Origin of the sequence: Streptomyces sp. CC53 (genome assembly GCF_001865245.1) — a bacterium.
Taxonomy (GTDB): Bacteria; Actinomycetota; Actinomycetes; order Streptomycetales; family Streptomycetaceae; genus Streptomyces.
Map to the genome: position 1 here is coordinate 1 of NZ_MKXB01000101.1, position 12,210 is coordinate 12,210.

General features: G+C 75.6%; 11 protein-coding genes and 1 riboswitch. Of the genes, 6 read left to right on the top strand and 5 right to left on the bottom strand.

Annotation, left to right across the window (positions count from 1 at the left end; translation table 11 throughout):
* The first annotated feature begins 71 nt into the window (after window positions 1–71).
* Complete coding sequence (locus BJP40_RS09295) at window positions 72–1,244, top strand: hypothetical protein (RefSeq protein WP_071279976.1); 1,173 nt, start codon at window positions 72–74, stop codon at window positions 1,242–1,244.
* Between the two features lie 497 nt (window positions 1,245–1,741).
* Here the strand turns inward: BJP40_RS09295 and BJP40_RS09300 are convergent, their stop codons facing one another.
* A complete protein-coding gene (locus BJP40_RS09300; RefSeq protein ID WP_071279977.1) occupies window positions 1,742–2,380 on the bottom strand; it encodes a MerR family transcriptional regulator in 639 nt (212 codons plus the stop codon).
* Window positions 2,381–2,465: 85 nt separating this feature from the next.
* Here BJP40_RS09300 and BJP40_RS09305 point away from each other — a divergent pair, with 85 nt between their 5' ends.
* On the top strand, window positions 2,466–2,996 hold the full coding sequence (locus tag BJP40_RS09305; protein ID WP_071279978.1) for a DUF4188 domain-containing protein: 531 nt from the start codon (window positions 2,466–2,468) through the stop codon (window positions 2,994–2,996).
* A gap of 66 nt (window positions 2,997–3,062) precedes the next feature.
* Here BJP40_RS09305 and BJP40_RS09310 read toward each other — a convergent pair whose 3' ends face one another.
* Window positions 3,063–4,523, bottom strand: coding sequence for an MFS transporter (locus tag BJP40_RS09310; protein WP_371258615.1), 1,461 nt, complete (start codon window positions 4,521–4,523; stop codon window positions 3,063–3,065).
* Between the two features lie 178 nt (window positions 4,524–4,701).
* Here BJP40_RS09310 and BJP40_RS09315 point away from each other — a divergent pair, with 178 nt between their 5' ends.
* From BJP40_RS09315 to BJP40_RS09325, 3 genes are all read left to right on the top strand, one after another.
* On the top strand, window positions 4,702–5,364 hold the full coding sequence (locus BJP40_RS09315; protein ID WP_071279980.1) for a class I SAM-dependent methyltransferase: 663 nt from the start codon (window positions 4,702–4,704) through the stop codon (window positions 5,362–5,364).
* A 23-nt stretch (window positions 5,365–5,387) separates the two neighbouring features.
* Window positions 5,388–6,299 carry an N-acetylmuramoyl-L-alanine amidase gene (locus BJP40_RS09320; RefSeq protein WP_193097188.1) on the top strand — a complete coding sequence of 304 codons (912 nt, stop codon included), beginning with the start codon at window positions 5,388–5,390 and terminating at the stop codon, window positions 6,297–6,299.
* Between the two features lie 98 nt (window positions 6,300–6,397).
* A complete protein-coding gene (locus BJP40_RS09325; RefSeq protein WP_071279981.1) occupies window positions 6,398–7,255 on the top strand; it encodes a hypothetical protein in 858 nt (285 codons plus the stop codon).
* Window positions 7,256–7,333: 78 nt separating this feature from the next.
* Here BJP40_RS09325 and BJP40_RS09330 read toward each other — a convergent pair whose 3' ends face one another.
* From BJP40_RS09330 to BJP40_RS09340, 3 genes are read right to left on the bottom strand one after another with little or no spacing between them, the layout of a single operon-like run.
* Window positions 7,334–8,413: a prenyltransferase gene (locus BJP40_RS09330; RefSeq protein WP_071270091.1), complete on the bottom strand. Its 1,080-nt coding sequence runs from the start codon at window positions 8,411–8,413 to the stop codon at window positions 7,334–7,336.
* The gene (locus BJP40_RS09335; protein WP_071270093.1) at window positions 8,410–9,144 is read right to left on the bottom strand and encodes a class I SAM-dependent methyltransferase; all 735 of its coding nucleotides are present in this window, start codon (window positions 9,142–9,144) and stop codon (window positions 8,410–8,412) included. The genes BJP40_RS09330 and BJP40_RS09335 overlap by 4 nt, the downstream gene beginning before the upstream one ends.
* 30 nt (window positions 9,145–9,174) lie before the next feature.
* Window positions 9,175–10,524, bottom strand: coding sequence for a glycosyltransferase family 4 protein (locus BJP40_RS09340; RefSeq protein WP_071279982.1), 1,350 nt, complete (start codon window positions 10,522–10,524; stop codon window positions 9,175–9,177).
* Between the two features lie 226 nt (window positions 10,525–10,750).
* Here BJP40_RS09340 and BJP40_RS09345 point away from each other — a divergent pair, with 226 nt between their 5' ends.
* Complete coding sequence (locus BJP40_RS09345) at window positions 10,751–11,362, top strand: TetR family transcriptional regulator (RefSeq protein WP_071267772.1); 612 nt, start codon at window positions 10,751–10,753, stop codon at window positions 11,360–11,362.
* Between the two features lie 668 nt (window positions 11,363–12,030).
* Window positions 12,031–12,101, top strand: a riboswitch (cobalamin riboswitch).
* Window positions 12,102–12,210 lie beyond the last annotated feature (109 nt).

Genomic DNA, 12,210 nt, shown 5'->3' on the forward strand with positions numbered 1-12,210 from the left:
TGAAGCGCAGTGGCTCTCGTTGTTCGGGTGGAAGTGCGAAAACTAGCTTCGGGAGCCGGAGGTGACGAGCGATGACCGCCTGTGCCATCGAGGCCGCCGCGCAGCACGAGGACGATGCGGCCGGCCCACCGCAGCTGACGATCGCTGCGGACGGCTCCTACGCCGCCCGGCTGGCCGGGGAGGGCGAGGCCCTGTACCCCGAGCGCTGGACCCTGGACGGGCCGGAGCCCTATGCGGTGCCGCTGCCGCTGGACCAGCCGGAGGAGCGGGACACGCAGCTGCTGCCGCTCGCGGACGGTCGGGTGCTGGTCGCGCGGCGGGTGGCGGGGAGGTTCGCGTTCTCGCTGCTGTACCCGGCCGGTCCCGGCACCGGCGAGCTGCCGCTGGGCGCCGTCGAGGCGGAGTCCGTGCGGCTGCTGCCGCCCCCGCCGGACGGTTCGAGCGTCTACGCGCTCGTGGCGGGCGAGCGTTCCAGCGGGATCTGGCAGGTGGCGGGCGGTGCGTTCGGGCCGGAGCACGTCGCCGAGGTGCGGGGGCGCTGCACGGGTGGCGCGTGGCTGGACCGGTCCGGGCGGCTGCTCTCGCTGGACCGGGAACAGGACGACGGGGGGCCGGTCAAGGCGGTCGCCGTGGATCTGGAGCGTGGCGGCGAGGTCACGCCGCTGCTGCAGATCACCGACGAGAGCCACGACCGGCTGCTGCTCGCGGACCCGGACAGCGGGCTGCTGCTGATCCGCTCGGACGCTCCGTCACCGGGCCGGCCGCGACTGGGCTGGGGTGTGCTGGGCAGTGCCCGTCCGGTGCGGTTCCCGGAGTGCCTGCGGGCGGGGGACGCGTCGCTGACGCCGTTCGCGGTGCAGCCGGGGCAGGTGCTCACGCCGGAGGGGTGCGCGGTGGCGCTGCGCATGGACGCGGCGGCCGGCCGGTGGATCGGCGTGTGGCGCCCGGCCGCCCGACGGCTGGTGCAACTCCCGGCGCCGGAAGGGTGGTTCGCGGGTGCGGGAACGTGGACGCCGGACGGGGTGCTGCTGCTGCCGTACGCGACGGCGACCGTGCCGTGCGGGCTGGCCCGCGTCGAGGGCGTACCGGAGGCCCTCGTACCGGACGTGCCGAAGCCGACGGCGGCCGCGCCCCGGGAGGAATGCCCTGCCGGGGGGCCGTCCGGTGAGCCCGCGGCACCCGCCGTGTGCAGGCCGGTGCCGTTGCAGCAGGCGCCGCTCACCGGGCGTGCGGCGCCCGGTTAGACTCACGGGCCGCACGTCAACAGCGACACCTATGGGGTGACTTCACCACATGTCTGAAGCCCGCACCGACACGACCCGGGCGACGCAGCCGCCGCAGGGGGACGCCGGCGGCTCCGGAAAGCACCGCGGAGGCCCGGCGCCGTCGGAGGACGTCTCGGTCCAGCCGCACGGCCGCCACCGCAGGCAGCCCGAACAGGGTGGTGCCGCGGCCTGACGGCCATGAGCCGGCACCTCCGGTGAGGGGGCCGCCCGGGAGAACCCCGGGCGGCCCCCTTCCTCGTTCCCGGGTGCGGGGCGCGCCCCGGGAGCCTCCCGTCCGCGGGCGGCCCGGGCGCTGCGGGGTGCGGCGCGGGCACACGGCGCCGGCGCGGGACGGGCGGGGGCGACGACGGCGCCGGTGCGGGTGGGGAGTGCGGTCCGCGGGGAGCCGCCGTGGCGGCGCGGCGGGGCTACGGCCCGGGTGCCCGTCCGGCCGCCGCGCCTCCGCCCGGGCGGCGTCAGAGGCCGTAGCGGCGGGCCGCCTCCTCTTCCTGGGCCAGGCGGTGCAGGGCCCGCAGGACCGGTTCGAAGAGGACGGCCGACACGACCGCGGCCTCCACGCCCTCCGTCTCCGTCTCGTACGCGTCGAGCCGGTCCATGTCGTGCACGGCCACCTGCCGCATCAGCCGGGCGTACGGCTCCATCAGCTCCGCGTCGCAGGGGTAGCCGAGGCGCAGCAGCACGGCGACCAGCGCCACGAGGGAGCGGTGCACCGGTGACAGTTCGCCCAGTTCGCGGGCGGACGCCCAGCCCAGTGCCGCGAGCAGCCGGTCGACCTCGGTGCGCGCTTCGGCCGCCGCCTCCCCGTCCTGCGGTTCCGGGCCCTGCGGCAGGGCCCACAGGGCGGCGCCGAGCCGGATGGTGCGGCCCAGGGAGTCGTCGTCGACGTGGCCCAGCACCTCCCGCGCCTTGGCCACGGGAAGGCCGCCCACCTGGATGAGCGCCCGCACGAGGCGCAGGCGCCGCAGGTGGTCCTCGCCGTAGTCGGCGGTCGTCGCGGTGATCCGGCGGCCCGGCGGCAGCAGCCCCTCGCGCAGGTAGTACTTGATCGTCGCGGTCGAGACGCCGCTCCGCTCGCTCAGTTCGGCCAGCCGCATCCCTTGAACCCTTCGTCGGCGAGTGCCACTATCCCACCACCATCTTTTGGAGAGCACCGCTATCCAACCTGTATCGGAGGCCCCCGTGCGCCGCCACCGACCGATCCCGGGCCCCACCACGGCCGCCGCAGAAGGCGATGCCGTGGTGCTGCTGATCGGGATGCGCATCAACCGCTTCCGGGCCGTCCGCCACTGGCTGCCCGTCTTCCTCGCCATGCCGCGCATGCTGCGCGAGCTCGGCCGGGACCGCAGCCGCGGACTGCTCGGCCACGTCCTGCTGACCGCGTCACCGCGCACGTACTACGTCGTCCAGTACTGGGAGTCCAAGGAGAAGCTGTACGCCTACGCGTCGGCACCGGACATGCGGCACCACGCCGTCTGGGCCGCCTTCAACCGGCGGGAGCGCAGCGGTTCCGGAGCGCGGGGGCACGTCGGCCTGTGGCACGAGGCGTACGTCGTGCCGCAGGGCTCGTACGAGTCGATCTACCTCGACATGCCGCCCTTCGGCCTCGCGGCGGCCACCGGCGTGCTGCCGCTCGAACAGCGCGGCAGGCGCGCGGCCGACCGGTTCGCCCACCGCCCGGGCCGCCCCGCACCGCGCCCGGAGGTGCCGTGAGCGAGGACGCTCCCGGGCCGGGCGGAGCGGCGCCGCCGGGCGCGACACCGCCGCCCGGCGGCGGGGCTACGCCGCGGCCGGCGCGGGCTCCGGCCTCGGGAGCCACAGCAGCATCAGCAGGGCCGCCACGAGCAGGATGCCGGTGCCCGCGCGGAACGCCAGGGCGTAGCCCGCCGTCAGCGCCTCCGGGGTGGTGGCGCCCGCCGTGCGGGACGCGGCGACCGTCGCCAGGACGGCCAGGCCGACCGCGCCGCCCATCGTGCGGGACGTGTTGGTCAGCCCCGACACCAGGCCCGCCTCCCCCGGGGCGGCGCCCGCCGTGGCGAGGGACGCGAGCGGCGTGATCGCCAGCCCGACACCGGTCATCATCAGGACGCCCGGGCCCAGGACGGCGGTGGCGTAGGCGCCGTGCGGGCCCATCGTCGACTGCCAGGCGAAGCCCGCAGCGGCCGTCAGCGCACCCGCCACCGCGAGCCGCCTGGCCCCCACCAGCGGGATGAGCCGGGGGCCCAGCTTGGAGCCCACGATGACGCTGACCGAGCTCGGTACGAGGGCGAGCCCCGCCTCCAGCGGGCCGTAGCCGAGGACGTTCTGGGCGTACATGGTCATGAAGAACCACATCGTGAAGGTGGCCGAACTGGTCACGAAGAGGGCGGCGTTGGCCGCCGCGACCGCGCGGGAGCGGAACACCTTCAGCGGCATGAGGGGATCGCGGGTGCGGGCCTCCACCACGGCGAAGACCGCCAGCAGGAGGAGCCCGGCGAGGAGCGGCGCCGCCGCCCGCGGGTCGGTCCAGCCGGTCTGCTCGGTCTGCACGACGCCGTACGAGAAGGACGCGAGCCCCCCGGTGACGAGGACCGCGCCCGGCAGGTCCAGGCGGCGGCGCCGACCCGTGCGGACCTCGCGCACCCACAGGGCGGCGGCGAGCAGGACGAGGGCGCCGACCGGGACGTTGACGAGGAGCACCCAGCGCCAGCCGAGGAAGTCCGTCAGGAGGCCGCCGACGAAGCCGCCCGCGGCGCCGCCGCCCGCGCCGACGGCCGCCCACGTGCTGATGGCCCGCGTCCGGGCCTGCCCCTCCGGCACGGCGCTGGTGACCAGGGTGAGCGTGGCCGGTGAGAGGACGGCCGCACCGAGGCCCTGCACGGCGCGGGCGGCCAGCAGCTGCCAGCCCTCCTGCGCCAGCCCGCCCGCGACGGACGCGGCGGTGAAGACACCGAGCCCCAGCAGGAACATCCGCTTCTGCCCGTACAGGTCGGCGGCGCGGCCCCCCAGCAGCATGAACCCGGAGAACGCGATCGCGTAGGCGTTCACCACCCACTGCAGCGCCGCGGCGGACATGCCGAGGTCGGACCGCATCGAGGGCAGGGCGACGTTCACCACCGACACGTCGAGCACGACGAGGAACGTGCCGGCGCAGGCGACGAGGACGACCGCCCAGGGGCGGGCGGTGGCCGCCGCGCGGGGGGACCGCGGTGCGGAGGGGCAGTCGGACGAACGGTCGGTGCGGGAGGAGGGCGCGGCCATGCGTGTCATGGTCGCAGCCGACAGGAGACCCGTACATACCGTTCGCCGTGACCCTGCGCACGGCCGGGCCCGCGACCGGCGGGCGCGCACACGGTGGCCGCCGGCCGCCGTGACCCCGCCCCGGGCTGCGCCTACGATGGACCGCCCCGCAGACCCGTGACCCCGGAGGACCCGCCCCATGGCCGCACCGACCGCCCCGCAGCCGTCCCCCGGGACGCTCGCCGCCTTCGAGGCCGCGAAGGGGTTCATGCCCGTGCACGAGGGGCTCGCGCTGTACGCGGCGGCCCTGGAGGCCGGGCGGCTGGGGCTGCCGCTGCTGGAGATCGGCACGTACTGCGGGCGGTCGGCGATCCTCCTGGCGGACGCGGCGCGCGCGGCCGGGACCGTCGCGGTCACCGTCGACCACCACCGGGGCAGCGAGGAGCAGCAGCCGGGCTGGGACTACCACGACCCGGAGGTGGTGGACCCTCAGGTCGGGCTGATGGACACGATGCCGACGTTCCGGCGCACCCTGCACGCCGCCGGACTTGAGCCGTACGTAGTCGCCGTCGTGGGCCGCTCCCCGCAGGTGGCGAAGGTGTGGGCGGGCGAGGTGGGCCTCGTCTTCATCGACGGCGGGCACACCGACGAGCACGCGACCGCGGACTACGAGGGGTGGGCGCCGCGCGTGGCCGAGGGCGGGCTCCTGGTCGTCCACGACGTGTTCCCCGACCCGGCGGACGAGTTCACCGGCCAGGCCCCGTACCGGATCTACCTGCGGGCGCTGGAGTCGGGGGCGTTCACGGAGGTCTCCGCGACGGACTCGCTGCGTGTCCTGCGCCGCACCGGGCCGGGGATCTGAGGCCGAGACCTTAGGCTCTGCCCGTGTCCGACCACGTGAACAAGCCCGGCCGCCGCATCCGCCCCGTCCTCGCCGTCTGCGCCGCCGCCGTGGCGCTGGCCGCCGCCGCGCTCACCGGCTGGCTCGTCTGGGCGGCGCCCGACGGCTCCGCGAACCACCGGCCGGGCGCCGGTGCGCCCCCGTCCGCGCCCGCCGCCGGTCCCGCCGCGGGTGCCTCCGCGTCCACTGCCGCACCGGGGACGCCCCAGGCGTCCGGCCCGGCGCCCCTCGCCGGCAAGGTGGTCGTCATCGACCCGGGGCACAACCCGGGCAACTTCGCGCACAGCCGCGAGATCAACGCGAAGGTCGACGTCGGCACCCACCGCAAGGAGTGCGACACGACCGGGACGGCCGCCGGGAGCGGCTACACCGAGGCGGCGTTCACCCTGGACGTGTCGCACCGGCTGCGGGAGCTGCTGGAGGAGCGGGGCGCGACCGTCGTCCTGACCCACGACGCCGACCGCCCGTACGGCCCGTGCATCGACGAGCGCGCCCGGATCGGCAACGAGGCCCGCGCCGACGCCGCGGTGTCCGTCCACGCCGACGGCTCCGCCGCCGGCCACCGCGGCCACCACGTCATCCTGCCCGCCCTGGTGAAGGCGGGTTCGGCGGACACCGCGCCGATCGTCGGCCCGTCCCGTACGCTCGGGGAGCGCATCGCGGCGGAGTTCGCCCGGGCGACGGGCTCCTCCCCCGCCAACTACCTGGGTGGCGGGACCGGTCTGGACGTGCGGAAGGACCTCGGCGGACTCAACCTGTCCACCGTCCCCAAGGTGTTCGTCGAATGCGGCAACATGCGTGACCCGGATGACGCCGCGTCACTGGAGGACCCGGCGTGGCGCCAGAAGGCGGCGCACGGGATCGCGGACGGCATCACGACCTACCTGCTCGGGTAGACCGACCGGACGATACATTCGTCCGTACGATGGGGCCGCCCCCGTGACTTCGCGCCACCCCTGATGACGACGACACTGACCGACGAAGGACTTATCACGTGAACATCCGCTCCCTCACTCGAGGCGACGGCGTGGTGATCGGAGCAGCGGTGGTGCTGTTCATCGCCTCGTTCCTCAGCTTGTACAGCTACGAGTGCCAGGCCGGGCTCCCCTGTGTGGAGGCCAACGCCTGGGACAGCCTGGGCCTGGTGATGAGCATGAACATCGCCGGCATCGTCGGCGCGGCCCTCATCGTCGTCTCGCGGGCCATGCCCGGGCGCAAGGTGGTGAACCTCGACCTCGGCCAGTTCGGTGTCGCGCTCACCGTCTTCGCGCTGTGGACGGCGTTCTGGACGATCCTCGACGCGCCCTCGGCCGGCGCCGGCCTGATCCTGGGCCTGCTCGCGTCGATCGCGCTGGCCGCCGGCGCCGTCGCCTCTCCGATGGTGGGCGCACTGAAGGCGCCGCTCGTCAGCGCGACCCCGAAGCCGCAGGGCGCCACCGCCACGCCCCCGCCGTACGGCGGCCAGCCGGGCGCCCCGGCGGCCGGCGGCTACGGGTACCCGGGCGGCGCCACCCAGCCGTACCCGGGCGCCGGCGCCCCCGGCGGCGGATACGGCTACCCCGGCGGGCAGGCCGCCGCGGACCCGGCCGCGCAGGGCGCCCCCCAGGGCGGTCACGCGCAGGCAGCGGCCGCGCCGGAGCCCGCTCCGGCCGCCGACTTCGCCCCGTTCTGGTTCGCCGTGCCGGTGGCGCGCCCGCTGTACGCGGAGGACGGCTCGGGCACGCCGGTCGCGGACCTCGCCCCGGGCACCTGGTACCTGGCGGTCGAGCAGCGGGGCGCAGCCCTGGTCGCCCAGACGCAGGACGGCCGCCGCGGCGTCCTCCAGGACACCACGGGCATCCAGCGCGGCTGACCCCGCGCCGGAGAGCACACGGCGTAAGGGCCCGCCTCCCTGGTCGGTGACCGGGGAGGCGGGCCCTTCGGCGTGCGGTCAGGCGGAGCAGCAGTCGGGAGGCAGGCCCTCGGGGAGGCCCGTGCCGCCGAACACCGTCGTCGTCGCCTCGTGGCCGCCGAGCGCGGCGACGGCCAGCAGCAGGGAGCCCGCCGTCCAGGCGGTGAGCTCCTCCGGCCACACCGCCCGGTCGCCCTCGAAGACGTACCCCGTCCAGTACATGCCGTTGTCGGCGCGCAGGTGCGTGAGGGAGCGGAGGATCTCCACGGCCCGGTCGGACTCGCCCATCGCCCACAGCGCCAGCGCCAGCTCGCAGCTCTCGCCGCCGGTGACCCACGGGTTGGGGACGACGCAGCGCACGCCGAGGCCCGGGACGACGAACTCGTCCCAGCGGGACTCGATGCGCTCCTTGGCCGCCGCGCCGGTCACCGCGCCGCCGAGGACCGGGTAGTACCAGTCCATCGAGTAGCGGCTCTTGTCCAGGAAGCGGTCCTCGTGGTGCCGGATCGCGTGCGCCAGGGCGCCGGTCGCCAGCTCCCAGTCGGGCTGCGGGTCCTCGCGGGTCTCCGCGATGGCGAGGGCGCAGCGCAGCGCCTGGTGCAGGGAGGAGGAGCCGGTCAGCAGGGCGTCCGTCACGGGGGTGCCGTCGGGCTCCCGCTTCCAGCCGATCTGGCCGCCCGGCTGCTGGAGGCGCAGCACGAACTCCACGGCCGCGTAGACGGTGGGCCACATCCGGTCCAGGAACGTGTCGTCGCCCGTGGAGAGGTAGTGGTGCCAGACGCCGGCGGCTATGTACCCGCAGAAGTTGGTCTCGCGAGAGCGGTCCGTCGGCCGGTCGGCGTCGCCGTCGTGGTACGCGGCGTACCACGAGCCGTCGCCGTTCTGGTGGCGGGCCAGCCACGCGTAGGCGCGGGCGGCGGCCTCGTGCTCCCCGGCAGCGTCGAGGGCCATGGCGGCCTCGACGTGGTCCCACGGGTCGAGGTGGTGGCCGCGGAACCAGGGAATGGCGCCGCTGTCCCGCTGGACGGCGAGGATGCCCGCGACGGTCTCCGCGGCCTGCTCGGCCGTCAGGACGCCGGGCAGGGTGAGGTGTTCGGTGCGCTGCTCCTGCGACGTCACTGCGCGGCGCCCGACGGGAGGTGGGGCTTCGTCGCGTACACCACGAAGCTCTTGCCCATGACGGGGTTGAGCGCGTTCTCGGCGAGCCGGGTGAGCAGCGGCTTCTTCATGATGTCCCAGACGAGCAGCTTGTGGTAGGCGCGGACCGGCAGGGCCTTGTCGTTGTCGACGCCGAAGGCGCACTTCAGCCACCAGTACGGCGAGTGCAGGGCGTGCGCGTGGTGGCTGCCGTAGGGGCGCAGGCCGGCCTCGCGGATCCGGCCGAGGAGTTCGTCCGCCTTGTAGATGCGGATGTGGCCGCCCTCCACCTCGTGGTACGCGTCGGACAGCGCCCAGCAGACCTTCTCCGGCCCGTAGCGGGGGACGGTGACGGCGATGCGGCCGCCGGGCTTGAGGACCCGGACCATCTCGGCGAGGACGCCCTTGTCGTCGGGGATGTGCTCCATCACCTCGGAGATGATCACGACGTCGAAGGAGGCGTCGGGGAAGGGCAGGTTGAGGGCGTCTCCCTCCATGGCGGTGGCGGTGGCGCCCGCGGGGGCCTCGCCCGCCTCCTTCATGGCCGCGAACCACTTGGCGACCTCGCGGACCTCCTCGCCGTTGCGGTCGAGGGCGACGACCTGCGCGCCGCGCCGGTAGCACTCGAAGGCGTGCCGTCCGGCTCCGCAGCCCAGGTCGAGGACACGGTCGCCGGGGGCGAGCGGGAAGCGGGTGAAGTCGACGGTCAGCACGGGGACGGCCTGCTTTCGGGGTGGGTGGGGTTACGGGGTGCGGACGGCGCCGTGGCGCGCCGCGGCGACGGCCGCCCGGTAGTGCTCGGCGGTGCCCTGGGCCGCGCGCGCCCAGGTGAACCGCTCCAGCACGCGGGCGCGCCCGGCGGCCCCGAGGCGGGCGCGCAGGTCCGCGCCGCCGGGGCCGAGGAGCCGGCCGAGTGCGTCGGCCAGGGCGCCCGCGTCGCCGGGCGGGACGGCCAGGCAGGTCTCGCCGTCCGGTCCCGCGACCTCCGGGATGGCGCCGCCGGTCGTGGCGACCAGCGGGGTGCCGGTGGCCATGGCCTCGGCGGCCGGCAGGGAGAAGCCCTCGTAGAGGGAGGGCACGCAGGCGACCTGGGCGCCGCGCACGAGGTCGACGAGTTCGGTGTCGCTGATGCCCTTGACGAACCGGACGGCGCCTTCGAGGCCGTACTGCTCGACGGCCCGGGCGACGGGGCCCTCCTCCGCGCGCCGGCCGACGACGACGAGGTGCGCCTCGGGGACGTCCGCGCGGAGCTTGGCGAGGGCCTCCACGAGGAACACCAGCCCCTTGAGGGGGACGTCGGCGCTGGACGTGGTGACGATCCGGCCCGGCACCTCGGGGACGGACGGGTCGGGCGACCACAGGTCGGTGTCGGCGCCGATGTGCACGACGTGGACGCGGTCGGGGCGCACGCCGAGGTGGTCGACGATCTCCTGGCGGGACGAGCCGGAGACGGTGAGGACGGAGGGGAGGCGGCGGGCGACCCGCTTCTGCATGCGGGTGAAGGCGTACCAGCGGCGGACCGAGGCGCGGCGCTTCCAGTCCCGGGCTGCGTCCAGTTCCAGCTGCCGGTCGACGGTGATCGGGTGGTGGATGGTGGTGACGAGGGGCGCGCCGAGGGCCTTGGGTCCGCCGAGGAGGCCGTAGCCGAGGGTCTGGTTGTCGTGGACGACGTCGAAGTCGCCGCGGCGGGCTGCCAGGAGGCGGCGGGCGCGGAGGCTGAACGTGAGGGGTTCGGGGAAGCCGCCGGTCCACATGGTGGCGACTTCGAGCGCGTCGATCCAGTCGCGGTACTCGTCGCGTCCGGGGGTGCGGAAGGGGTCGGGCTGCCGGTACAGGTCGAGGCTGGGCAGCTCGGTGAGGGCGGCGCTGCCGGGGGCGGCGCCGACGGGGTCGAGCACGGGGTACGGCTGGGCGCCGACCACCTCGACGTGGTGGCCGAGGTGCGCGAGCTCGCGGGCGAGGTGGCGTACGTAGACGCCCTGGCCGCCGCAGAACGGGTTGCCCTTGTAGGTGAGGAGGGCGATGCGCAGCGGGCGCTCGCCGGCCGCGGCCGCGCCCGTGCGGGGGCCTGCTTCCATGGCCTCAGCGGTCACTCGCGGCCCCCTTCGGCTGAACGTTTCGGCGGAGCGTAACCGGTGGCGCTAATCTGGAACAAGTTACAGAGTCGGGCGCTGGCGATCTCTCGCGGAGCATCGAATCTACCGGCAGGTAGCGCCGCTGTAAGGGCTGGATCAGGTGATTCCCGCCACGGCGCGCGGCGGCGGCTCCCCGCCGCCATCGCAGCAGGACAGCACGGACGCACGGATCGACGGGGGCCCCATGACAGCGGACGGCCGGACGGCGCCGGCCGGCGCCGCGGCGCCACCGGTGGCCGCACTGACGGAGCGGCAGGCGGCGCGCCGCCGCCGGATACTCCAGGCCAGCGCCCGGCTCGCGGCGCGCGGCGGCTTCGACGCGGTGCAGATGCGCGAGGTCGCGGAGGAGGCGGGGGTGGCCCTGGGCACCCTGTACCGCTACTTCCCGTCCAAAGTGCACCTTCTGGTCGCCACCATGCAGGACCAGTTGGACGCCCTGCACGCGACGCTGCGCAAGCGCCCTCCGGCGGGGGCCGGCCCCGGCGAGCGGGTGAGCGCGACCCTCATGCGCGCCTTCCGCGCCCTCCAGCGGGAGCCGCTCCTCGCGGAGGCGATGCTGCGGGCGCTGACCTTCGCCGACCGCAGCGCGAGCGCCGAGGTGGACACGGTGTCGCGGCGGACGACGGCGATCATCCTGGACGCGATGCGGGCGCGGGAACCGACCGGGGAGCAGCTCGCGGCGGTGCGCGTGGTGGAGCACACCTGGTACGCGGCACTGGTGGCCTGGCTCTCGGGCCGCGCGTCCCTCGCCCAGGTGAGGGCCGACATCGAGACGGCCTGCCGGCTGCTGGACTGAGGCACCCCGACGGCGGCCGGACCGGCACCACCGGCAGGCCGCGGGAGCACCGCGGACGACCGGGCGCGGGCACGCGGCACACGACACACGGCAGAAACGCCCCGGGCCCGGCACGCGGAAGCGCCACGGACAGGCCCGCGATAGCGCGGCACTCGGCGGAACACGGGACGGCGGGAGCCAGGACGGCGCAAGCGCCGCGGACGGCCCGGCACGCAGGAGCGCGGCAGGCGGCAGCTCCGCAGGCGGCCGGACAACGCGGAAGCGCCCCACGATGCGGCGCGGGACGGCGGGGCCCACGACAGCGCCAGCGCGGCGGACGGCCCGGCACGCGGAAGCGCGGCACCTGGCGGGAGCCAGGACGGCAGAAGCACCGCGGACGGCCCCGGCACGCGGCAGCTCCGCGGACGCCGGACACACGGAACCGCGACGGAACACGGGACGGCGGGGGCCACGACTGCAGAAGCGCCGCGGGCAGCCCGGCACGCGGAAGCGCCCACCGCGGGACGCGGGACCGCGGGGGCCGCGACGGCGCAAGCGCTGCGGACGGCCCCGTCACGCGGGAGTGCCGCGGTGGGTGGAGGCCCGTGTTCCGGGGGAAGCGCCCGGCCCCTCCCGACCGGCACCTGACCCGCGGGTAAAGTAAGCCCGTCGCTTCATGCCCGTACGGGGGGAAGCCGGTGCAAATCCGGCGCTGATCCCGCAACCGTGAGCCACCGCACCGGTGGTGAGCCGGAATGCCTCGTACGGGTCTGACCGGCTCGCGTCTCCGGGGACCCCCGGGGACCGGCACCGTCGAGGAACTGCGGAGCCGAGCCTGGTGCCACCGTGCGCCGGGGCCCGGCCCCCGG